General features: G+C 62.1%; 20 protein-coding genes, 1 tRNA gene and 1 pseudogene. 10 read left to right on the top strand and 12 right to left on the bottom strand.

The genetic code is table 11. The features are described 5' to 3' along the window. Positions 1 to 221 precede the first annotated feature (221 nt). The gene (locus EN990_RS18845) at positions 222 to 2,003 is read left to right on the top strand and encodes a glucan ABC transporter ATP-binding protein/ permease (RefSeq protein ID WP_013532297.1); all 1,782 of its coding nucleotides are present in this window, start codon (positions 222 to 224) and stop codon (positions 2,001 to 2,003) included. 107 nt (positions 2,004 to 2,110) lie between these two features. Next, positions 2,111 to 2,887, top strand: coding sequence for a heme ABC transporter permease (locus EN990_RS18840; protein WP_027162453.1), 777 nt, complete (start codon positions 2,111 to 2,113; stop codon positions 2,885 to 2,887). A gap of 21 nt (positions 2,888 to 2,908) precedes the next feature. On the opposite strand, the gene EN990_RS18835 is transcribed toward EN990_RS18840, so the two are convergent. Beyond that, positions 2,909 to 3,967 (bottom strand): D-TA family PLP-dependent enzyme, encoded by a 1,059-nt coding sequence (locus tag EN990_RS18835; RefSeq protein ID WP_164753446.1) that lies wholly within the window; start codon positions 3,965 to 3,967, stop codon positions 2,909 to 2,911. Positions 3,968 to 4,157: 190 nt separating this feature from the next. On the opposite strand from EN990_RS18835, the gene EN990_RS18830 reads away from it, so the two are divergent. Then, positions 4,158 to 4,844, top strand: a complete 687-nt coding sequence (locus tag EN990_RS18830; protein ID WP_064995499.1) for a D-lyxose/D-mannose family sugar isomerase — start codon at positions 4,158 to 4,160, stop codon at positions 4,842 to 4,844. A gap of 86 nt (positions 4,845 to 4,930) precedes the next feature. On the opposite strand, the gene EN990_RS18825 is transcribed toward EN990_RS18830, so the two are convergent. After that, positions 4,931 to 5,905 (bottom strand): L,D-transpeptidase, encoded by a 975-nt coding sequence (locus tag EN990_RS18825; protein ID WP_245469196.1) that lies wholly within the window; start codon positions 5,903 to 5,905, stop codon positions 4,931 to 4,933. 320 nt (positions 5,906 to 6,225) lie between these two features. Here EN990_RS18825 and EN990_RS18820 point away from each other — a divergent pair, with 320 nt between their 5' ends. Next, the gene (locus tag EN990_RS18820; RefSeq protein WP_127368314.1) at positions 6,226 to 6,444 is read left to right on the top strand and encodes a hypothetical protein; all 219 of its coding nucleotides are present in this window, start codon (positions 6,226 to 6,228) and stop codon (positions 6,442 to 6,444) included. Between the two features lie 202 nt (positions 6,445 to 6,646). Here the strand turns inward: EN990_RS18820 and EN990_RS18815 are convergent. From EN990_RS18815 to EN990_RS18790, 6 genes and pseudogenes are all read right to left on the bottom strand, one after another. After that, positions 6,647 to 7,837 (bottom strand): annotated as a pseudogene (locus EN990_RS18815) (hypothetical protein); the annotation flags it as partial. After that, on the bottom strand, positions 7,737 to 8,441 hold the full coding sequence (locus EN990_RS18810; RefSeq protein WP_127368313.1) for a hypothetical protein: 705 nt from the start codon (positions 8,439 to 8,441) through the stop codon (positions 7,737 to 7,739). The gene EN990_RS18810 and the pseudogene EN990_RS18815, both read right to left, overlap by 101 nt. A gap of 514 nt (positions 8,442 to 8,955) precedes the next feature. After that, positions 8,956 to 9,285, bottom strand: a complete 330-nt coding sequence (locus EN990_RS18805) for a hypothetical protein (protein WP_127368312.1) — start codon at positions 9,283 to 9,285, stop codon at positions 8,956 to 8,958. 241 nt (positions 9,286 to 9,526) lie between these two features. Next, positions 9,527 to 9,793 carry a hypothetical protein gene (locus EN990_RS18800; protein WP_127368311.1) on the bottom strand — a complete coding sequence of 89 codons (267 nt, stop codon included), beginning with the start codon at positions 9,791 to 9,793 and terminating at the stop codon, positions 9,527 to 9,529. A gap of 161 nt (positions 9,794 to 9,954) precedes the next feature. Further along, a tRNA-Gln gene (locus EN990_RS18795) sits at positions 9,955 to 10,028 on the bottom strand. Between the two features lie 176 nt (positions 10,029 to 10,204). Next, positions 10,205 to 11,137, bottom strand: a complete 933-nt coding sequence (locus EN990_RS18790; RefSeq protein ID WP_127368310.1) for a lysylphosphatidylglycerol synthase domain-containing protein — start codon at positions 11,135 to 11,137, stop codon at positions 10,205 to 10,207. A gap of 316 nt (positions 11,138 to 11,453) precedes the next feature. Here EN990_RS18790 and EN990_RS18785 point away from each other — a divergent pair, with 316 nt between their 5' ends. Further along, a complete protein-coding gene (locus EN990_RS18785; RefSeq protein ID WP_127388348.1) occupies positions 11,454 to 12,812 on the top strand; it encodes a Ppx/GppA phosphatase family protein in 1,359 nt (452 codons plus the stop codon). A 22-nt stretch (positions 12,813 to 12,834) separates the two neighbouring features. Then, positions 12,835 to 13,578: an RlmE family RNA methyltransferase gene (locus tag EN990_RS18780; protein ID WP_013532288.1), complete on the top strand. Its 744-nt coding sequence runs from the start codon at positions 12,835 to 12,837 to the stop codon at positions 13,576 to 13,578. Between the two features lie 104 nt (positions 13,579 to 13,682). Here EN990_RS18780 and EN990_RS18775 read toward each other — a convergent pair whose 3' ends face one another. Next, a complete protein-coding gene (locus tag EN990_RS18775; RefSeq protein ID WP_127388347.1) occupies positions 13,683 to 15,101 on the bottom strand; it encodes a DHA2 family efflux MFS transporter permease subunit in 1,419 nt (472 codons plus the stop codon). A gap of 307 nt (positions 15,102 to 15,408) precedes the next feature. Here EN990_RS18775 and guaB point away from each other — a divergent pair, with 307 nt between their 5' ends. From guaB to EN990_RS18760, 3 genes are read left to right on the top strand one after another with little or no spacing between them, the layout of a single operon-like run. Then, positions 15,409 to 16,911: an IMP dehydrogenase gene (guaB, locus tag EN990_RS18770; RefSeq protein WP_013532286.1), complete on the top strand. Its 1,503-nt coding sequence runs from the start codon at positions 15,409 to 15,411 to the stop codon at positions 16,909 to 16,911. Continuing rightward, entirely contained in the window at positions 16,862 to 17,485 is a 624-nt protein-coding gene (locus EN990_RS18765) for a hypothetical protein (protein ID WP_127369638.1), read from the top strand. Before guaB ends, EN990_RS18765 begins: the two co-directional genes overlap by 50 nt. 37 nt (positions 17,486 to 17,522) lie before the next feature. Next, the gene (locus EN990_RS18760) at positions 17,523 to 17,942 is read left to right on the top strand and encodes an MAPEG family protein (protein ID WP_013532284.1); all 420 of its coding nucleotides are present in this window, start codon (positions 17,523 to 17,525) and stop codon (positions 17,940 to 17,942) included. 55 nt (positions 17,943 to 17,997) lie between these two features. Here the strand turns inward: EN990_RS18760 and rnd are convergent, their stop codons facing one another. From rnd to EN990_RS18745, 3 genes are all read right to left on the bottom strand, one after another. Further along, on the bottom strand, positions 17,998 to 19,149 hold the full coding sequence (rnd, locus tag EN990_RS18755; protein WP_127369637.1) for a ribonuclease D: 1,152 nt from the start codon (positions 19,147 to 19,149) through the stop codon (positions 17,998 to 18,000). Between the two features lie 75 nt (positions 19,150 to 19,224). Continuing rightward, complete coding sequence (locus EN990_RS18750) at positions 19,225 to 20,469, bottom strand: MFS transporter (RefSeq protein ID WP_127384573.1); 1,245 nt, start codon at positions 20,467 to 20,469, stop codon at positions 19,225 to 19,227. A gap of 115 nt (positions 20,470 to 20,584) precedes the next feature. Next, on the bottom strand, positions 20,585 to 20,896 hold the full coding sequence (locus EN990_RS18745; protein WP_245469195.1) for a hemin receptor: 312 nt from the start codon (positions 20,894 to 20,896) through the stop codon (positions 20,585 to 20,587). A gap of 302 nt (positions 20,897 to 21,198) precedes the next feature. Here EN990_RS18745 and EN990_RS18740 point away from each other — a divergent pair. Next, a partial coding sequence (locus tag EN990_RS18740) for an OB-fold nucleic acid binding domain-containing protein (RefSeq protein WP_245469194.1) occupies positions 21,199 to 21,675 on the top strand: 477 nt, incomplete at its 3' end.

Here is a 21,675-nt window from a genome sequence, read left to right as displayed (position 1 = left end):
AAATTATGGCAGCACGTGCCAACTGCCATGATTTCGCCGCATGCCTGACATTTTACCTGTCTTCTCAAACCGTTAGGTGATCACGGCAGATTTCGGAACGTCGCCATCTTTTGTTCGCTCTAAGGGAACTGAAGGGGTACACGGCCATTGTTTTGCGACGTATCAACCGGTACGAATAAAATGATGCAGTGCACAATAAACAGCGTGGCGGAGTAACTGGGGTGACCCTTCTGCAAATCTACTGGCGAGCTCTCGGTTATCTGGCCGCGGACAGGAAACGCGTTGCGTTGATCTGTTCGGCCAACGTGGCTCTCGCCATCGTAGCGCTTCTCGAGCCGATTATGTTCGGTCGCGTCATCGGCGCCATCTCCGAGCGTGGCTCTGTCTTCACCACGCTGGTCATGTGGGCCGGTCTCGGCGCCTTCAACATCGTTGCCTTCGTCATGGTGGCGCGCGGCGCTGACCGTTTCGCCCATGCTCGGCGCAGCGAAGTGCTTTGCGAGTCGTTCGAGCGCGTGATCACCATGCCGCTCGCCTGGCACCATCAGCACGGCACCTCCAATGCGCTGCACACGATGCTGCGCGCCGTCGAAACCCTGTTCAGCCTTTGGCTCGAATTCATGCGCCAGCATCTGTCCACGGCTGTCGCCCTCGTGCTGCTGGTCCCGACCGCGATCAGCATGGACCTGCGCATGTCGCTGGTGCTGCTTGGCCTCGGGCTGCTCTATGTCGGCATCGGCCGGATGGTCATGCGCCGCACCAAGGCGGGCCAGGCCGCGGTCGAGCGCCACTACCACAAGGTGTTCGCGCATGTGACCGACTCGGTCAGCAACGTTGCGGTGCTGCAGAGCTACAATCGCCTCGGCCACGAGGCCGATACGCTGCGCCGCTACGTCAAGAACCTGCTCGACGCGCAGAACCCTGTGCTCGACTGGTGGGCGCTGGCCAATGCCTTGCACCGTCTGTCATCGGCAATCTCGATGCTGATCGTGTTGTCGATCGGCTCCTATCTCGTGACTCATGGTCAGTTGGGTGTCGGCGACGTCATTGCCTTCACCGGTTTTGCCACGATGCTGATCGCTCGCCTCGACCAGATGTCGGCTTTCGCCAACCAGATTTCCGAGGCCCGTGCCAAGCTCGAGGATTTCTACCATCTCGAGGACTCCGCGGCTGATTCCGCCGAGCCGGACGGCTTGCGCGATCTTTCCAACGTCACCGGCCATGTGCGCTTCGAGAATGTCGGCTTTGAATTCGCCAATTCCGGCCAAGGCATCGACGACGTGTCCTTCGAGGTGCAGGCGGGCCAGACCGTCGCCATCGTGGGCCCGACGGGTGCCGGCAAGACCACGCTCATCAACCTGCTGCAGCGTGTCTTCTCGCCGTCCCATGGCCGTATACTGATCGACGGCATCGACACCCGCACCGTGACCCGCAAGTCGGTGCGCCATTCGATCGCCACGGTGTTCCAGGATGCCGGCCTGCTCAACCGCTCGATCGAGGACAACATCCGTGTCGGCCGCGCCGATGCAAGCAATGACGAGATCCATGCCGCCGCCAATGCGGCTGCCGCACAGGACTTTATCCTGTCCAAGAGCAATGGCTACGACACGGTGGTTGGCGAACGTGGCGGCCAGCTGTCGGGCGGCGAACGTCAGCGCATCGCCATTGCCCGTGCCGTGCTGAAGGACGCACCGATCCTGGTGCTCGACGAGGCGACCAGCGCGCTCGACGTCGAGACCGAGGACCGCGTCAAGGAAGCGATCGACGAACTGCGCCGCGACCGCACCACCTTCATCATCGCCCACCGCCTGACCACCGTTCGCGACGCCGATCTGGTCGTGTTCATGGACAAGGGCAGGGTGGTCGAGATGGGCGGCTTCACCGAGCTGTCGCTGCGCAATGGGCGCTTTGCCAGCCTGCTGCGCGCTGGCGGCCTGCTCAACGACGAGGAGGTCCGCCGCCTCAGCCGCACCGTGCTGCAACAGCAGGAAGCGGCCGCCTGATCAGGCACGTCTCTGCCTTCTCCCACAGGGGAGAAGGCAAAGCGCTGCAGCCCTGCGACACCACCGCTCGATTGCCCCGAACGCCGCGGCGGTTTATGTAGAACCGTATGAGCGACACGACTTCACGCCTGACGAGCTGGATGGATCTCGCCAACCCGACGCGCTTCGTCGGGTTGGCGGACAAGGTCGTGCCGTGGCTGGCCACGATCGCCGCACTGATCCTCGCCGTCGGGCTCTATATGAGCTTCGCCGCGCCTGAGGATTTCCAGCAAGGCATCACCGTCCGCATCATGTACATCCACGTGCCTTTCGCCTGGCTGGCCATGATGTGCTACACGCTGATGGCGGTCTCGGCGCTCGGCACGCTCGTCTGGCGGCATCCGCTGGCCGATGTCGCGCTGAAATCAGCCGCACCCATCGGTGCGGTCTTCACCGCGCTGGCGCTGATCACCGGTTCGATCTGGGGCAAGCCGATGTGGGGCACTTGGTGGGTCTGGGATGCGCGGCTGACTTCGGTCTTCGTGCTGTTCCTGATGTATCTCGGCATCATCGCGCTGACCCGTGCGCTCGACGATGCCAGCCGCGCCGCCTGGGCCGCCGCCATCATCACGCTGGTCGGCTTCATCAACATCCCGATCATCAAATTCTCGGTCGACTGGTGGAACACGCTGCATCAGCCGGCCTCGGTGTTCCGCATGGGCGGCTCCACCATCGACCCCAGCCTGCTGTGGCCGCTTCTGGTGATGGCGCTCGGCTTCACCGTGCTGTTCTTCGCGCTGCACCTGATGGCGATGCGCACCGAAATCCGCCGTCGCCGGGTGATTGCCATGCGCAGGGTCGCGGCACGGCAGGCGGAGCGCTCTCCCCCTTCTCCCCTTGTGTGAGAAGGCAAGACGCTTCTTAGTTCACCCCATCCTTCCGCGCGCCGCCACAGGCAGCGTTTCCAGCACTTTGTCGCCGTCGACCAGGTTGACCTCGTTGAACAAGTTTGTGACGACGCAGCAATGGTCGGGCACGACACGCACGCGCTCGCCGATGCGCAATTTGCCGTCACCCGAAAGCGTGACGGTGCCGTGCTCCTCGCTCAGGCCCGTCACCCGCGCTCCCGGCACGCCGGGCAACTCGCCGAAATCGGCGAGACCCAGCGTGTCGCTGGACAGCGCCTTGCTGCCGGCATCGAGTATAGCGCGCGTCGCGGTGGGATGGCTGACCACCGTCGACAGCACCGTCAGCGCGCAATCGTCGAGCGTGCCGACGCCTTTGGCGACCTGATAGCGGTCGAGATAGATGTAGGTGCCTGGACGATACTCCGTGACAACAGATGTATCGCTGGAGCGCCACATATCCGGCGTGCCGCCGCTGGAGATGCGTTCGCAGGCGAGGCCCGATGCGGCCAGCGCCTGCTTGGCGTCGGCGAGCCAGGCTTCGGCCTCCGCTGCCTTCCCGGCGGCCGGGTAGGTCATCAGTCCTCCGAAGGCGAGGCCACCGGCTCTGTCGATCTGTCTTGCCAGCGCAACCGCTTCATCGGCCGACTGCACGCCGCAGCGTCCCATGCCGGTGTCGCATTCGACCAGCACCGGTAGACGATGACCGGCATCGGTGAAGGTGGCTGCCAGCCCTTCGAGCGTCTCCATGCTGTCCGCTGTCACCGACAGGGTGACGCGCCCGTGCAGCGCCAGAAGCCGCTCCAGCTTGGCGCGCCCAAGGATGTTGTAGGGAAGAAAAATATCGGCCAGCCCGGCATCGGCCATCACCTCGGCCTCGCCGATCTTCTGGCAGGTGATGCCGACGGCGCCGGCCGCCACCTGCTTCTTCGCCCAATAGGGCAATTTGTGCGTCTTGATATGCGGCCTGAGCTTCAGCCCATTCCTGTCGGCATGCGCCTGGGCGCGGGCAATATTGGCTTCGGCGCGCGCGGCGTCGATGAGAATCGACGGCGTATCGAGGTCGTGGACGGTCGGCATCATCTTTCACCCCATGAGGAATCCGCGGGATTTATGGCCCTGAAAATCCGCGATGTCACGCGGCCAGCGAAGCGGATCTGTGGTCCATGCGCCTAAGCGCAAGGCCGGGCAGGCGGCGAGATGGATCGACACCGCATCGACGTTCGGCTATGCGATTTGCCAGACAAATCGATACGAAGGGATCATGATCATGAAGCGCTCCGCCATCAACGACATCATCCGCGAAGCCGACGCTTTCATCCGCTCGTTCGGCTACATCATGCCGCCCTTCGCCTATTGGTCGCCGCAGGAGGCGAAGGCGCGCCAGGCCGACTCCGCGGCCGTGTTTACCTCGCGGCTCGGCTGGGACATCACCGATTACGGTCAGGAGAAGTTCAAGGAGCTCGGCCTGTTCCTGTTCACCGTTCGCAACGGCCGCTACGAGGACATGAAGAAGGGCATGGGCATGCTCTATGCCGAGAAAATCATGATCTCGCGCAAGGACCAGCTGTCGCCGATGCATCGCCACAACATCAAGGCCGAGGACATCATCAACCGTGGCGGCGGCAAGCTGGTGCTGGAACTGTTCATGCATGACCGCGACGGCGGCATCGATCCCAAGGCCGAGGTTTCGGTGCCGGTCGACGGAACCATCCACAGGCTGCCTGCGGGCGGGCTCCTGAAGCTCGACCCGGGCCAAAGCGTCACGCTGCTGCCCGGCGTCTGGCATGCCTTTTGGGCCGAGGGCAAGGATGTGCTGATCGGCGAGGTCTCGACCGTCAACGACGATCTCACCGACAATGTGTTTCGCGAACCGATCGGCCGTTTTTCCAACATCGACGAAGACGTTGCCCCGATCCATCTGCTGGTGTCCGACTACGAGAAGTGGCTGGGGTAAGGGGCCGCTCCACGCCCTCGGCGACGCCAGTCACACGACCGTGTGACTAGTCACACGGTCGAAAATGGGTAGGCCGTAGCGCCTACCTACTGCGATCCTTGTTCGACCGATCCTGCCGCTTCGTCCTTGAAGACGACCTTTGTGCCTTTTTGCACTTCAGAGGCGAGGTCTTCGGCATCCCAGTTGGTCAGCCTGATGCAACCATGCGAGAAGGTCTTTCCGATCTTGCCTGGGTCCGGCGTTCCGTGAATGCCGTAGCTATCGATGGACAAGTCGATCCAGACCGATCCCACCGGATTGTTTGGCCCGGCAGCGATCGTGAAGGGGCGCTTGGTCTTCACCCCCTTGAAGGCAAACTCGGGATCGTAATGATAGGTTGGGTGGTGCACCACGCGTTTGACCTCCGCCTGGCCACTCGGCGCGGGCTTCTCCTGGCTTCCGATCGAGGCGGGGTACGTCGCAAGCACTTTGCCGGAAGGGTCAAGCACCCGAACCTGGCGAGCGCTCTTGTCGACCTCGACGCTCGCGATGTCTTGCGGCGGATCACCTCGGGTGACAGCTGGCACGAGCAGCTTTTGCCCCGCCCTCCTGAAGCCGATGCCGGGATTGAGCCGTTCAAGCAGTTGCTCGCTGATGTGGAAGCGCTCCGCCATCTTTTCCAAGGCATTGTGGTAAGCCAGCCTGGGCAGGCGGGCCATCCTCTCCATGCGTGCCGGAATTCGCCTGGTGAACGGCCCATGCACATCCTTGCGTGTCAAATCGTAGGTCTCAATCGCGGGGCGCGAGGAGGTCGCGACCAGCTTGTCCCATGTCTCGCGGGTGAGCTTGCCGTCGGCAGGCAATCCGTTGGCCGCTTGGAACGCACTGACTGCCCGGGTGAAGTTCTCTGCTTGGCGGCCATCGATCAGGCCTGGCGAGAAGCGTGCACGATCCAAGAGGATTTGCGCCTTCAGCACGGTCGCACTGACGCCTTTCGCTTCGCTGCCGTCAAATTGGGCGTTGTTGACGGCGGCCGCGTCCAGTTTTGCCGCCGCCGTTGCATCGCATGCCATGACGAGCATGGCGACCGCGACAAGAACGAGCCTGATCATGGAGGTCACACTCCCGTATGGGCACCTGCTTCTATGACGTCGCACGGCCGATCTGGTTCCATTTCCTGCAGTTGCGTCCGACTGCCGAGTGCCGTGCGCGCAGTGAACCCGGACCAGGAGCACCCGGCGGTGGCGCGGGTGCATTGTTGATAAGGGTCCGCCATCATCAAGATGAATGGCGACTCCCGTCAGCGCATGTGTTGGCTTCAGAACCGCAGAGACCGGAGCGACAACGGGCCAACGCCCGATTGAGTCCGTCTCCACAGGCTCGGTGACCGAGGAGAGCCAGGATGCAATTTCCTGCCCAGAAGAACAAAGGACCGGCTCAACCAGCCGAGGATGAGCGCCAGGCACGGCTTGAGAAAACAGCCAGGCTCAAGCAGCTTCGCTCCTATGCTTCCTGGCTTTCGTCTGACCCAAACGCCCAACTTCACGATGAGATAGACTGTTCCGTGCTGATCGAAGGCGTGGGGCGACGCAGCATGGAGCCTCGGCTGATCGGCAGGTGACATACCCGGGCGGCGAGGTTTCCACCGCCAACGACGATCTGGTCGACAATTTGTTTGGCTAAAGCAGTTCACCGTTTCACGGAAACGGCGACCCGCTCTAACTCCTTGTTTTGACGCAATTCCGGATGGAAAACCGTTTCACACTTTTCCTGGAATTGCTCTAGCCGATCGGCCGCAACAGTGGCGACAGGCAGACTTCGCGTCAGTGACAGCAGCCTTGCTGCGCGCTCGTCCTGCACAGGCAGGACGAGGTGATCGGTACGTCCGCCTTGGCCAGCGCCGCTGCAAGGCTTGTCTGCAATGTCGGCAATTCATCGGTCTCGCCGCGCCGTTTCAGGCATTCCACAAGCCCGTGCAATGCCCAGACATTGTTCGGATGCTGGGCACAGCGCTGCACCGTGCCGCTCAGGCCCAGATCGTCGCGATAGACCTGTTCTGCTTCCTGCGCGTGACCCTGGTCGAGAAGCAGCGCCGCCAGCGCATGGCGCGGCGGGTGCATCCAGGCCCACGGCTCGGTGTAGGACAGATTGTCGTCAAGCTCGACCGCCTGCCGCAAATGGCCATACGCCTCCTCATGCCGGCCCTGGTGGTACGCGAGCTCGCCGTCGAGCAGGGCGGCACCGACAGCCAGCGAAGCTTGCGCCGGGTTGCTGAGGAAGCGCCGCTCGGGCGCAATGCCTTTCAGATGCCGATGGAACTCTTCGCGCTCACGTTCAGCCTCAGCGAAATGCTTGAGCGTCGCATGCGCCACACCTTTGGCGTAGCGCTGCATGGCCGCCGTCAGCACATAGAGGCCAGGCTCCTCGGTGACCGGTTCGTCGATGATCTCCTGCCAGCGGCCGAAGCGCACCTGCACATGCGATTTCATCGCATGGTAGCCTTCCACCGTCTGCGTGAGCTTTGGCCGGCCCTGGATGGCGACCACGTCGCGCGCGACCAGGCTGCGCACTCTGTCGGCGGCCCACAGTGCAGGCTGGTGCTGGCCCGACAACATGCAGGTGAACATCATCAGATGCAGATCGTGGCAGCAGCCGAGCAAATAATAGGTCGGCTCGTCGGCATAGGCGAGATAGAGGTCGTTGGCACGCACCGCCTTTTCGCTGGCGCGTTTTGCTTTCTCATACTCGCCGCACAGCACATAGATATGCCCCGGCATGTGGTTCATGTGCCCGGCATCGGGGCACATCTCGCCGAGCAGATCCGCTGACCGCATGCCGCGCTCCGGCATGGTGGACATTTCCAGGAGATGGATGTGCAGGTGGACGATCGCCGGATGTTGTGCTGCGCCGGCCTCATCGGCAAGCCGGATCGACCGCTCGCAGACGTCGAGCGCCTCGACGACATCGGAATTCGGCGCCGGCGCGCCGGTCTTGAGGTTCCACAGCCGCCGCACCGCTTTTTATCTCTTGAGAATCCTTCATGTATTTCTGGAACCGCGTCCATATAAGAAGTATTACAAGAAGGAATTTCCAATCAATCGCAACTGCAATTGATAAGTCGACGTTATCGACGCTGATAATCGTTGGCTTTTCTTCGTCGCTAAATTCAGCAGATACACGGTTAAATAATTTAAAGAACCAATCGATCTCTTCTGATAATTCGAAGGTTGTCGATTTCAATGACGCAATTGGAAAGGTTATTTCGACTGAATCCTGAGCGCCATGATTCTCTCCACCCTTAGCAAAGGGAGCGTTTGCTTGAACGTAGGCGTTAACTCTGCCAAGTGCTTCAGAAGCATTTTGGACAACAAATACGGACACCTGACCTTGATCTTCCTTGGCGATATCATAAACTTCAAGTAATTTTTGGTATTGTCCGATTTCGCGGAGTAATTTACGCTCCTCGAAATCAAGATCCTCAAACAGCCGTATGAATTCAGAATTCCACTGTTTAGGCGTGTTCCGCGATCCAGCTTGCAAACTAGCTTGAACTAATTTGTTTTTAACAATGTTCGCTTGCAAGCGAACAGCAGCGTTATAGGCGTCTTTTATATTCATGAACCTGCCCCAAGTAGATTGCCCATCGCAACCGACCATAGGCAGGGCCGGCCGTCAAGATTCGTTGGGAAGCCATTGAGGTTCGGAAGCTCACCTATGAGGAGTTCGAAAAGAACAAGCGCCATGCCTTCCAACTGAATGCCAACTACGGGGGGTGGCTGATAGCATCGCTCTTGCTCGCGCATGGCGCTGCCGTCGCGTTCCTCGCACAGAACGACCGGCTATCGAAGGCGGTGCTGCCTTCGGTCTTTTGGTGGCATGTGCCCGGCCTGCTTCTGGCCTTCCTGTGCGGCTTCCTTGTTTGGGCGAACTGGAGCTTTCACGCCCGCATCTATGAGGCCGTGAGCCCCGGCATGATCTCTACGACGATGAGCACTGGCCAAAGTTCGATGACGGCACAAATCGTTGGATTAGTTGGACCCATTGGACTGGAATCGCCGCCGGCATCCTGTCGGCCCTTTGCATCTTGGCGTCGGCGCTCGCCGCCTATCGTTTGATGCCGCCTTGACGACCTTTAGGAATAATCCCTTGGCACATATTGCGCCGCAAACTCTGTTTCCAGCCGCTTGTGGTCGTCCCATGACGTCGGGGAGGGGTTTGCCTTGTCCCATGCCCGCAAGCGAGCAGACGCGGCTTTCATGGCCTTGAAAAGATCACGGTTCGAAAAGTCATCGGCCCCAGTTTCTTTTCTGAATGATCTGGCAGCTTCCGACCGTCGCTTTGACCACTCCGCGTATGACGGATTATTTGCGAGCCGATACTCCTCTAGCGCCTGATCGCGGTGTTCGGCGGCCCGCTTTTGCCATGGAGCGGGCTTTCCCTTCTTGCCGGGATTGTTGCTCATTGCCGCTCATCCAAGTGATCTTCGTCCATTAAGCCAGAGATTGGCATGCCTACTAACCCTTCGTCTTTGCCTAGCACTTAAAATATGTGTCCTTCCAGCTATCGGCCTTCGGCAGACTGCCGTTCTCTGGAGGCAGATGTGCCCTAGCTGCTGGACGCATGATCACCCAAACGACAAAGCCACTTACAAGCATTCCTATAACAAATTCCATGTCGCCCTCCCGCGCCTGAGTTCTGCACGCTCATTCGTCCGGCTCACGATCGGGCTTGTCGAAAGCGTTCAAGCTAACCTCTCTTGTGAGACTGCCGGAATCTACACCTAGAGAAACCAAAAGGTCTGGATCGGTATCCCTATCAAAGCGAACGAGAAAGCCGTAGGTCTCGCCGTCATTGCCATCTATCGTTTCCAGTTCCCAAGACGCATCGTTGAGTAGGTCCAGATCGACGCCCCATTCAGCAGCGATTTCTGCCGCGCCGTTATCGTCATCAAGCATAGCTTCGCCGCCCATGTCGTTCTCCCTTCGCGTTAAGGGAGCCGACTATAGGCCGGAATCACCGTCGAGAGTCGGGCGGAAGGGCAATTTCCACAGGCCCGCGAGCTAACAAAAGGTGCTAACGCACCTTGCTAATGAAAAAAGTTAAGTACCTGATTTCACCGTAAAAAATGGACTGGCTGGGGAACCTGGATTCGAACCAGGACTAACGGAGTCAGAGTCCGTGGGTCTACCGTTAACCTATTCCCCAGCAGGCGCGGTCATGAACCGTGCGGGCCGAGCGGGCAAGCCGCTGTGAGCGCTGCCTTGTAGCCGCCAGCGGAAAATAGTCAAGCCTGCTCTGTGGTTCAATGGCACGTTTCGTCAGGTGATTTCAGACGCCGCACTTCAGATGCCGGCGCGCGGCTCCCAGTCCAATCCCGCGTCTCAACCCTCCGTCCGGCTGAATTGCGAGCGTTCGAAGAACAGCACCACGCCCAGGCCCAGAATCAGCGGGATGATCAGGTAGAACAGTCGGAACACCAGCAGCGCCGCCAGCACGCCGACCGGATCCATGTCCGACAGGCCGGCGAGAAACACCACCTCGAACACGCCGAGCCCGCCCGGCGCGTGCGAGATCTGCGCGATCGAGAAGGAGACGAGGAAGACGCCCAGTATGACGAAGTAGCCGGGATTGTGGGCTGCGGGCAGGGCAAAGAAGATGATCGCGGCGGCGGCCAGCAGTTCGATCGGGCCGATCAGCAGTTGCCGCGCGACGATCGGCAGCGCCGGGTAGTGGAGCTGAAAACTGGCGATCTTCAGCGGGCGCAGATGCAGCCAGCTGCCGAAGACATAGGCGGCGACGAGCAGCAGCATCGCGATGCCGGCCGCTTCCGACAGGCCATGATGGGCGATGCCGGAAAACCGGTCGAGTATCTCAGGCTCGAACACCAGAACGAGGCCCGAGGCCAAAATCGTCGACAGCACGAAGGTGATCCAGCAGACCGCCACCAGCACGCCGACATCCTGTCCGGTCAGGCCCCTGGTACCATAGGCGCGGTAGCGGATGACGGCGCCGGAAAACACCGAACCGCCAATGTTGTGCGACAGCGCATAGGTGGTGAAGGAGCACAGCGTGACGAACAGCCACGACACGCGCTTGCCGATATGCAGGAGCGCGATGTGGTCGTAGCCGGCAAGCGAGGCATAGGCGATGATCGAACTCAGCGCGGCAAGAACCCAACCCCGGGTCGGAATGGCCGTGATACCGTCCCAGACGTCGTCGAGCGAAACGCCGCGCAATTCGTGCCAGAGCAGCAGCAGCGAGAAGATCACGGCGGCGATGCCGACGACCGGCCAGAAATAGCGTCTCCAGTTCATTGCCTGACTGCCATGCGTTGCGGGTCCGCTTCCTTTTCGTGGCTGGTGGGAGGCCGGCTTTGCCGGATTCTTCCGCTCATTTCAGAAATGCCTCATCGAAGCCGGCTATTCAACCGCGAACCCTTGTCGCAGCGCCGGCCGGCAAGATTTGCCGCAGTGAGCGGCCGCGCCGGAACGGCGGTCAGCGGCCTGCCGGCAAAATTCGGCATGCGGCTCTTGGTGATCGGGCGCGGCGCTGTTAGTCTGGCGGCAACTTAAAACACTGAAGCGCCTGCTGCGTCCATCATAGGTTCGCGCGGCGCCGGAAGGAACGACAGTGGAAGACCACGACACCGGCGCCGGCGCGCCGGAGGTGGGCGTGTCCAGCGCTTCCCAGGGGTCGGCTGGCCCGGGGAACGCAAGCTGGCAGCAACGCCGCCCGACGGAGCTCCGCTCCGCGGACGGGCAGGCGGGCGACGCACCCCACAAAGGCAAGCCCAAGAAGCGGCGCAAGCGAAGGCGCGGGCGCAAGGTTTTTGCGCGCGACGAAGCGCGTCCCGCGGAGAATCGATCGCCGGCGCCAGGCAAAGCCGGTGCCCCGGCGGCGGAGGCCCACAGACCGGTGGAGTCGGCGGTCTCGCCCGCCGCTGTAGTGCCACGGCCGGAACAGAGCGCCCGTCGGCCGCCGGTCCAGGAGCTTCCGGTGTTTGCGGCGCTTGACCTTGGCACCAACAATTGCCGGCTGTTGGTCGCCGTGCCGACGCGGCATGGCCAGTTCCGCGTCATCGACGCCTTTTCTCGCATCGTCCGGCTGGGCGAGGGGCTCACCGCCAATGGCCGGCTCGGCCAGCCGGCGATGGACCGCGCGGTCGAGGCGCTGAAAATCTGCGGCGACAAATTGCGCAACCGCAAGATCAGAAAAGCCCGGCTGATCGCCACCGAGGCCTGCCGCACGGCCGAAAACGGCGTCGAGTTCATCGACCGCGTCGAGCGCGAGGCCGGCCTGAAGCTCGAGATCATCGACCGCCAGACCGAAGCGCGGCTGGCGGTGTCCGGCTGCGGCTCGCTGGTCGAGCGCGACACTCAAGGCGTCGTCCTGTTCGATATTGGCGGCGGCTCGTCCGAAATCGCGCTCATCGACCTCGCAGGCCGCCGTTCGCCGAGGCTCGCCAATCACATCGTGTCGTGGACGTCGCTGCCGGTCGGCGTCGTCTCGCTGGCCGAGCGCTTTGGCGGCCGCACGGTGACGCGCGAGATCTTCGCCGCCATGGTCGATGATGTCGCCGGCCGGCTGGCCAACTTCGACGGTCGCGACCGGCTGAGCCATCTCAAGGCCAGCCCGAATTTTCATCTGCTGGGCACGTCGGGAACGGTGACGACGCTGGCCGGTGTCCACCTTGAGCTCGAGCGCTACGATCGCCGCCGTGTCGACGGGCTTTGGATGGACCGCGACAGCGTCGATCGCATGGTCGAAAGACTGGTTGGCTGGGATTTCCAGCAGCGCTGCGCCAACCCTTGCATCGGTGCCGATCGCGCCGATCTGGTGCTGGCCGGCTGTGCTATCCTCGAAGCGATCCGCGCCGTGTGGCCGTCCGAGCGGCTGCGAGTCGCCGATCGTGGCCTGCGCGAAGGTATTTTAAGCGAACTGATGGCCGATGATGGCGTCTGGCGCAACGATGGGCGTGGCAGAGCGTGAGCCCGAACCGAAGAAATAAGCAATGACCAAGAAACCGGAAAAACCAGGATCCGCCAGCATTCGTGTGCTGAAGACGCGGATCAAGAAGAAGAGCGGGCTGAAGGAATCGTCGCGCCGCTGGCTGCAGCGCCACATCAACGATCCCTATGTCCAGCGCTCCAAGGCTGACGGCTATCGCTCGCGCGCGGCCTACAAACTGATCGAGATCGACGACAAGCATCATCTGTTGAAACCCGGCATGAAGGTGATCGACCTCGGCGCCGCCCCCGGCGGCTGGTGCCAGGTCGCCGCCGCGCGGACGAAATCGACGGCCGACAAGCCGCATGTCATCGGCATCGATTATCTCGAAATGGACGCCGTGCCCGGCGCGCCGGTGCTGCTGATGGATTTCCTCGATCCGCAGGCGCCGCAGAAGCTGGCCGAGGCGCTGGGTGGGGATCCCGATATCGTGCTGTCCGACATGGCGGCACCGACCACCGGCCACAAGCGGACCGACCATATCCGCACCATGCATCTGTGCGAGGTGGCGGCCGATTTCGCGCTCTCCGTCCTGAAACCGGGCGGGCATTTCCTCGCCAAGACCTTCCAGGGCGGCGCCGAAAACGAACTGCTCTCCATGCTCAAGAAGAACTTCCGCTCGGTCCATCACGTCAAGCCGCCGGCGTCGCGGGATGAATCGGTCGAGCTTTATCTCTTGGCCAAGGATTTCAAAGGGCGAGATCTTCCTTCTCCCCTGGGAGAAGGTGTCGCCGAAGGCGACGGATGAGCTCCAGGGAGCGCCAACGTTTCACTCCGCTGGAACACCCCTCATCCGTCTCGGCGCTTTCGCGCCGATCCACCTTCTCCCACAGGGGAGAAGGCAAGAGGAAACTACTTCCCCGCCGTGCTCGTTTCCAGCGTCTTGGGTGTGGTCAGGCGGCCGTGGCCGGAGATGGCGTTGCCGGCATCGGGCGCCAGCCGCATGAACGACAGCGACGCGGCGGCCGAAATCGCCGCGACGACGAAAAACGCGGTGTGGAAATCCGCCAGCGTCAGTGACCGGTCGTGCAGGCTTGTGGACACTTCCAGGATTCCGCCGGCCAGCGCCACGCCGAGCGCGACCGACAACTGCTGGAACACCGCCGTGATCGGTGTCGCCTTGCTGGTGTCTTCAGCCGAAACCTCGGCATAGGCGAGCGCATTGACGCCGGTGAAGAACATCGAGCGGATGAAGCCGCCGACGAGCAGCATGGCCAGCATCAAGAGATAGGGTGTGTCGGGTGTGAACAGGCCGTTGATGGCGATCGAGGCGGCGGCGACCAGAGAACCGACAACCAGGACGCGGCGGAAGCCGGCGACGCGGAAGATCAGCGCGGTGACAAACTTCATCCCGATGGCGCCGATCGCCGAGACGAAGGTGATCATGCCGGACTGGAACGGCGTCAGCCCAAAACCGATCTGGAACATCAGCGGCAGCAGGAACGGCACGGCACCAATGCCGATGCGGAACAGTCCGCCGCCAAGCACCGAGGAGCGGAACACCTGGTTGCGGAACAATTCGAGCGCCAGCAAGGGATTTTTGGCGCGCCGCGCGTGCAGCAGATAGAGCGCGCCCGACAGCAGGCCGACCGCTACGGTGATAAGGCCGGTGGCCGGCGGCAAATAGGGCAGGCTCACCACCGACAGGCCGAAAACCACGCCGGATGCCGCCAACCCGCTTAGCACGAAGCCGAGGAAGTCGAGCCGCCGCGTCTCCATCGATTCGGTCTCCGGCAGGAAACGCGTCGCCAGCCAGATGCCGATCAGGCCGATCGGCACATTGATCAGGAAGATCCAGTGCCAGGTGAAATAGGTGGTGATGAAGCCACCGACCGGCGGACCGACCAGCGGACCGACCAGCGCCGGAACGGTTAGCCAGGACATCGCCGCGACGAGTTCGCTTTTTGGTGTCGCGCGCACCAGCACCAGCCGCCCGACCGGTGTCATCATGGCGCCGCCAATGCCTTGCAGGAAGCGCGAGACCACAAAAGCCGGCAGCGAACCGGAGAGCGCGCAGGCGATCGAACCGACGATGAAGACGGCGATCGCGGCGCGAAAGATATTCTTGGCGCCGAAACGGTCGGCCATCCAGCCGCTGATCGGAATGAAGATCGCCAGCGAGACGAGATAGGCGGTCAGGGCCAGCTTGAGCGCGATCGGGCTGGTGTGGATGTCGACGGCGATCGCCGGCAGCGATGTCGCGATAACAGTCGAATCCATGTTTTCCATGAAAAGGGCGACCGCCAATATAAGCGGGATGGTGCGGTTCAACGAACGCGTCCAGACTTGAATGTTGCGTTGCCGGTTGCATGTCGGCCCTGAGGCGGGCGGTTACCATGCCTTCGCCGGGATGTCGCATTAATTTGCTGTCACTTTTGTGCGACCGGCAACCACAGGTGGCATCCCTTCGCCGGAAAGTCACCTTTCCGGGAGCGTGAAATCATCGGCTTTTCATCGGTGCTTGGACGTGGTACCAGCCAGCGCCAATCCTGAAAGGGAAGAAACGAGTCGGCGCTGTCCATTCCGGTCCAGCGCTTTTTTGTATTCCCCCACCGTTTTTATGTTCAAGGGACTGGCCATGGCAAAAATCATCGAAACGTCCACCGGCGCATTGGCGCTGACCTTTGACGACGTGCTGCTGCAGCCGGGTCATTCCGAGGTCATGCCTGGCGAAACCGATGTCCGCACCCGCATCGCCGGCGACATCGACCTGAATGTGCCGATCCTGTCGGCGGCGATGGACACCGTCACCGAGGCGCGGCTTGCCATAGCCATGGCCCAGGCCGGCGGCATTGGCGTCATCCACCGCAATTTCTCGCCGGCCGAACAGGCCGAGCAGGTGCGGCAGGTCAAGAAATTCGAATCCGGCATGGTGGTCAATCCCGTCACCATCGGCCCCGACGCGACGCTCGCCGACGCGCTGGGCCTGATGCGCAGCTATTCGATCTCGGGCATTCCGGTGGTCGAGAACGGCGGCAGCGGCGGCCACAAGATCGGCCGGCTGATCGGCATCCTGACCAATCGCGACGTGCGCTTTGCGTCCGATCCGGCGCAGAAGGTCCATGAACTGATGACCCGTGACAACCTGATCACGGTCAAGGAGAACGTCGACCAGGACGAGGCCAAGCGCCTCCTGCACCAGCACAGGATCGAAAAGTTGGTCGTCGTCGACAGGCAAGGCAATTGCGTCGGACTGATCACCGTCAAGGATATCGAGAAGTCGCAGCTCAATCCGCACGCCACCAAGGACGCACAGGGCCGCCTGCGCGCCGCCGCCGCCACCAGCGTCGGCGATGACGGTTTCGAGCGCGCCGAACGCCTCATCGATGCCGGCGTCGACCTTCTGGTGATCGACACCGCGCATGGCCACTCGCAGCGCGTGCTCGACGCCGTCACGCGGGCGAAAAAACTATCCAACTCCGTCCGCATCCTGGCTGGCAACGTCGCCACCGCCGCGGGCACGCAGGCGCTGATCGACGCCGGCGCCGACGCCGTCAAGGTCGGCATCGGCCCGGGTTCCATCTGCACCACCCGCATCGTTGCCGGCGTCGGCGTGCCGCAGCTCTCGGCCATCATGTCGGCGGTCGAGACGGCGCACAAATCCGGCGTCTCGGTGATCGCCGATGGCGGCATCAAATATTCCGGCGATCTGGCCAAGGCGTTGGCCGCAGGCGCCAGTGCGGCCATGATCGGCTCGCTGCTGGCCGGAACCGACGAAAGCCCGGGCGAGGTCTATCTGCATCAGGGCCGCTCCTTCAAGGCCTATCGCGGCATGGGCTCGGTCGGCGCCATGGCCCGCGGCTCCGCCGATCGCTACTTCCAGGCCGAGGTGCGCGACACGCTGAAACTGGTCCCGGAAGGCATCGAAGGGCAGGTTCCCTACAAAGGACCTGTGTCTGGTGTGCTGCACCAGCTTGCGGGCGGGCTGAAAGCCGCTATGGGTTATGTTGGTGGCCGCGACCTTGCCGATTTCCGCGAGCGCGCCACCTTTGTGCGCATATCCAATGCCGGACTTCGTGAAAGCCACGCCCATGACGTCACGATTACCCGCGAAAGCCCGAACTATCCCGGCGGAGCCTGACCAGTACGGGCTCGGGCGGAGCCTGACGGCAACGATCCTGCGGCTGCCGCGCCACGCAGGCGCACTCTGTTTCCTGTCGGCGGTGGTTTTCACCGCCATGACGGCTATGGAATTCCTCTACTTCCGCCAGTTGAGCGGCGGCTTGCCATCACTCGACATGCGTATTTTCGGTTTCACTCCGGACGAAGGCATGGCCTGGCTGACGGCACTCGGCCGGCGCGGCGGCGAGATCATTCTCGTCTGGCACTATCTGACCTTCGCTCTGTTGTTCCCGGCGCTGCTGTCTGTGACGCTGGTCAGCCTGATCCTGGCCACCGGCCGGCGATTGAAGGCTTTCCGCGTGCAGCCGGTGCAGCTGCAGTCGATCTTCGCGCTGGTCCTGGTGCTGCCCTACACGCTTGCCGACTACGCCCAGAACATCGCGGTAGCGCGGCTTCTGTCCGATTTCCTGTCGGCGAATCCGGACTCGCTGTCTTTGGCTTCGGCGCTCACCGTCACCAAATTCGCGCTTTTCGCCGTCCCGGTGATCGTCATTGCCGCCTTCTGGCTGGCAGGCCAGAAACGCCTGGCCTGATGCCGCGCGCAAAGCTTAGCCGGGTAGGGGAAACTTCGTGAACCAGACCACGATCTTCTGGCCTGTTCTGGCGCATGTGCTGCTGATCTACATCGTCTACTGCATCCTGGGTCGCCGCAGATACGGCGCAATCAGGTCAGGCGAGGCGAAGCCAGCTCAGTTCAAGGTGCGTTCGACCGAGCCGGCCTCCAGCGTCACCGTTGCCGCCAATCTCACCAACCAGTTCGAGCTGCCGGTGCTGTTCTATGTGCTGTGCCTGACGCTGCACCTGACCAACGGCGTCAACTATCTGACCCTGGCGCTGATGTGGATTTTCGTCGCATCGCGCTATTTCCACGCCTGGGTTCACCTGACCAGCAACAATCTGCTGCTGCGCAGCCGGTCATTCTTCGTCAGTGCGGTGATTCTCCTGCTGGGATGGATCTGGTTCGCGCTGCACCTGCTCGGCATGGTTTGAGCAGGGCACTTTTTCCTTCTCCCGCAAGGGGAGAAGGAAAATCCGCGAGGGACGTCTACAGGTCGAACACCGCAATCTTGCGCTTGTCGAACTTGATGCCGATCTCGCCGCGTACCAGCTTGAGCGCGGCCTCGCCGAACACCGCGCGCCGCCAGCCCTGCAGGGCCGGTACGTCGGCTTCCTCGCCCTCGGCGGCGATACGGTCGATGTCGTCGCTGGAGGCCAGCACCTTGGAGGCGACGCCTTCCTTTTCGGCGACGATCCGCAGCAGCACCTTCAACAGTTCCGCCGCGGCGCTCGAGCCCTCGGGCGGCTGGAAACTCTTTGGCAGTTTCGGCATCTGCTCCTTGGGCAAGGCAAGGGCGGTGTTGACCGCGCCGAGCAGCGCCGTCGCCGTCGAGGAGCGTTCCCAGCCCTTCGGCGTCGTGCGCAGCTTGCCCAGGGCTGCCGCGTCGCGCGGCGCCTGCTGCGCCACCTCGTAGATCGCGTCGTCCTTGAGCACGCGGCCGCGCGGCACGTCGCGTTCGCGCGCCTCGCGCTCGCGCCACGCCGCAACGCCCTGCACGATCGCCAGTTCCTGCGGCTTGCGCAGCCGCATCTTCAGCCGCTTCCAGGCGTCCTCGGGATGCGGATCATAGGTTTCGCGGGAGGTAAGGACCTCCATTTCCTCGTTAAGCCAATGGGCGCGGTTTTCCCGCTCCAGTTCGGCGCTGAGGTGCTGATAGACCTCGATCAGATGGGTGACGTCGGCCAGCGCATAGTCGAGCTGCTTGTCGGAAAGCGGCCGGTGGCGCCAGTCGGTGAAGCGCGACGACTTGTCGAGCCGCGCGCCGGTGATGCGCTGCACGAGCTGATCGTAGGAAACGCTGTCGCCGAAGCCGCAGACCATCGCCGCCACTTGCGTGTCGAACACTGGATGCGGAACCAGATCGCCGAGATGGACGATGATTTCGATGTCCTGCCGCGCGGCGTGGAAGACTTTGACCACCGCCTCGTTGGCCATCAGCCTGAAGAACGGCTTCAGGTCGATATCGGGAGCCAGCGGATCGATCAGTGCCGTCACGCCGGGAGCGGCCATCTGGATCAGGCACAGGATCGGCCAAAACGTCGTTTCTCGAATGAATTCGGTGTCGACAGTGACGAAATCCGACTTTTCGAAAGCGGCGAGAACGGTCTCGAGTTCTTTCTGGGTGGTGATGACGTGCATCAAATCGCTTTTGGCAGGAGTAAGGTCTTCCTAGATTTCAGCCGCCGGGGCTTTCGTCAAGCTTTGGCACCGCCATCATGAGGTTCCCGGACCGTCGGAATCGCCGTTTCTCCTGGCCAGCCGCGCGAAAACCGTCGAAGTGCGCAGGAGCGCAATGAAGCGGCCGCGCCTGCCCGCCGGCACGCCGGACCGAGCCTGCATGCGGTAGAGGATGACAGCGATGAAGATCGCATAGACCACCGCGCTGAATACAAACAGGGCGCCCGGTCCGAAATATTGCATCGCCGTCGAGGCGGCGAACGGGCCGCCGATCGCGCCGAAGGAATAGAACAGCATCAGCGCCGCGTTGATCAGCACGAACTCGCCGGTGTCGGCGCGATCGTTGGAGTGGGCCGCCGACAACGAATAGAGCGGCATGGCGAAACAGCCGAAGATGAAGACGAGGACGAAGTTGAGCAGCGGATTGCTACCGGCGATGAACACCAGCGCCAGCGCCGAAAGCATCGCGCAGCAGGTCGTCATCAGCAGCACCCGGCGCCGGTCCCAGCGGTCGGAGAGGTAGCCGAGCGGATACTGGATGATGGCGCCGCCGAAGATGCCGACGCTGACGAAGGTCACGACATCGGCGACCGACATGCCGATCTGCTCGGCATAAACCGGCGACAAGGTGCGAAAGGCGCTGTTGGTGACGCCGACGGCGATGCAGCCGAAGCAGCCCAGCGGCGAAATCCGCCAGACGCGCGCCAGGTCGAGCTTGACCTCTTCGGGTGGTGTCGGGTTGGAGCGGTCGCCGAGCGACACCGGCACCAGCGATAGGGTGATCATCATCGACATGATGGCGAAGATAGCGAAACCGCCGGCGCCGAAGATCGGGATCAGGAACTGGGCTGATGTCACCGAACCGATGTCGACCATCCGGTAGATCGCCAGCACGCGTGCCCGATCGTGATTGCTGACGCCGGAATTCAGCCAGCTTTCGACGATGGTGAACAGCCCGGCGAAGCAGAAGCCGCCGGCAAGACGCACCGCGCACCACATCACCGGATCGATGACCAGCACCAGGAGCAAGGTGCCGACTGAGGCGATTGCCGCCAGCGCCGAAAATGCCCTGATATGGCCGACCGCCTTTATGATGCGGGTGATGGCAAGGCAGCCGAGCAGGAAGCCGGCGAAATAGAAGGTGCCCATCAGGCCGATGTCGGAAGCCGAAAACCCTTCCTGCGCGCCGCGCAGCGCGATCAGCGTGCTCTGCAGCCCATTGCCGCCGAGCAGGATGCCTGCGGCGAGAAGAAGCGGGATCATCGGGCGGATGGAGGACATGAAGAGGCGATCACGTGTCGGTGATCTCTTCTTGAACCATCGCCTTGACCAATACCAGCGGCAATTCCTGGAAGCAAAGTTCGAATCCGGCCTGGGCCGGGAAGGGGCAGGCCGTTCAATCCGTGCTGGGGTTCAGAAATTTCAGAGACGCTGCATGTGCAACAAACGCTTCAACACTCTCCTTTGAGTAGCCGAGAAGAGTGCCTTCCAGCCTCGCCAGATCGTTCGGTGTGAAGACATCAAAGGCTGCTTCGCTACGGCACATCCGAGCGATCAGCAGGCTGAGCTTGCAGCGCCATTCCTCCGTCGGCAGGCAGTAGCAGCGTTCCTCCACAGACGTTTTTGAATCAACCTGGGAAAATTTCAGGATGCGGCCTTCCTCGACAATCGGTCCGAAATGCGCGTCACCAACATCTTCGGTGTCCATACCCGGTTCCGCTGCGAACAAGGCCATTGGCTTGTCGCCCCGAAGCATCAATTCCAACTCGCGACCATTATATGGCGCGATGCCCTTTGGGGGAGTGCGTTTTGGCACAAAGCATCTCCAAATCGTTTGATTGCTGCATCGTTGCAAGAAACACTTCTGGCGGCAATGCATGAAGGCCGGCAGAGACTCGAACCCCAAAGGCCTGCTTGCCTTGACAAATCCGGCCTCCCATGCGCTTTTCGCGCAAATTTTGAGGCCGGGCTTGATGCTTGGCCTGCAACCCAGCATCCCGGACTTTACCAATGACAATGCACCGTTACCGCAGCCATACCTGTGCCCAGTTGAGGAAGAGCGACGTCGGCTCGACCGTTCGCCTGTCGGGCTGGGTGCATCGCGTGCGCGATCATGGCGGCCTGCTCTTCATCGACCTGCGCGACAATTACGGCCTGACCCAGATCGTCGCCGATCCGGATTCGCCGGCCTTCAAGGTCGCCGAGACCGTGCGCGGCGAGTGGGTCATCCGCGTCGACGGCGAGGTCAAGGCGCGCTTGCCCGAGACCACCAACGCCAATTTGCCGACCGGCGAGATCGAGATCTTCGCCCGCGAGATCGAGGTGCTGTCGGCGGCCAAGGAATTGCCGCTGCCGGTGTTCGGCGAGCCTGACTATCCCGAGGATATCAGGCTGAAATACCGTTTTCTCGACCTGCGCCGCGAGACGCTGCACAAGAACATCATTGCGCGGACAAAAATCATCGCCGAAATGCGCAAGCGCATGGGC

The sequence above is a fragment of the Mesorhizobium sp. M7A.F.Ca.US.005.03.1.1 genome, assembly GCF_003997975.1.
Classification (GTDB): domain Bacteria; phylum Pseudomonadota; class Alphaproteobacteria; order Rhizobiales; family Rhizobiaceae; genus Mesorhizobium; species Mesorhizobium ciceri.
This window is presented reverse-complemented; position numbering and strand designations above follow the sequence as displayed.

Bases quoted from the DNA above. Each gene is read 5' to 3' on its own strand.
- EN990_RS18840 (WP_027162453.1), top strand. From the start codon at position 2,111: ATGAGCGACACGACTTCACGCCTGACGAGCTGGATGGATCTCGCCAAC.
- EN990_RS18835 (WP_164753446.1), bottom strand. From the start codon at position 3,967: ATGCCGACCGTCCACGACCTCGATACGCCGTCGATTCTCATCGACGCC.
- EN990_RS18830 (WP_064995499.1), top strand. From the start codon at position 4,158: ATGAAGCGCTCCGCCATCAACGACATCATCCGCGAAGCCGACGCTTTC.
- EN990_RS18825 (WP_245469196.1), bottom strand. From the start codon at position 5,905: ATGCTCGTCATGGCATGCGATGCAACGGCGGCGGCAAAACTGGACGCG.
- EN990_RS18820 (WP_127368314.1), top strand. From the start codon at position 6,226: ATGCAATTTCCTGCCCAGAAGAACAAAGGACCGGCTCAACCAGCCGAG.
- EN990_RS18810 (WP_127368313.1), bottom strand. From the start codon at position 8,441: ATGAATATAAAAGACGCCTATAACGCTGCTGTTCGCTTGCAAGCGAAC.
- EN990_RS18805 (WP_127368312.1), bottom strand. From the start codon at position 9,285: ATGAGCAACAATCCCGGCAAGAAGGGAAAGCCCGCTCCATGGCAAAAG.
- EN990_RS18800 (WP_127368311.1), bottom strand. From the start codon at position 9,793: ATGGGCGGCGAAGCTATGCTTGATGACGATAACGGCGCGGCAGAAATC.
- EN990_RS18790 (WP_127368310.1), bottom strand. From the start codon at position 11,137: ATGAACTGGAGACGCTATTTCTGGCCGGTCGTCGGCATCGCCGCCGTG.
- EN990_RS18780 (WP_013532288.1), top strand. From the start codon at position 12,835: ATGACCAAGAAACCGGAAAAACCAGGATCCGCCAGCATTCGTGTGCTG.
- guaB (WP_013532286.1), top strand. From the start codon at position 15,409: ATGGCAAAAATCATCGAAACGTCCACCGGCGCATTGGCGCTGACCTTT.
- EN990_RS18765 (WP_127369638.1), top strand. From the start codon at position 16,862: ATGACGTCACGATTACCCGCGAAAGCCCGAACTATCCCGGCGGAGCCT.
- rnd (WP_127369637.1), bottom strand. From the start codon at position 19,149: ATGCACGTCATCACCACCCAGAAAGAACTCGAGACCGTTCTCGCCGCT.
- EN990_RS18750 (WP_127384573.1), bottom strand. From the start codon at position 20,469: ATGTCCTCCATCCGCCCGATGATCCCGCTTCTTCTCGCCGCAGGCATC.
- EN990_RS18745 (WP_245469195.1), bottom strand. From the start codon at position 20,896: ATGGACACCGAAGATGTTGGTGACGCGCATTTCGGACCGATTGTCGAG.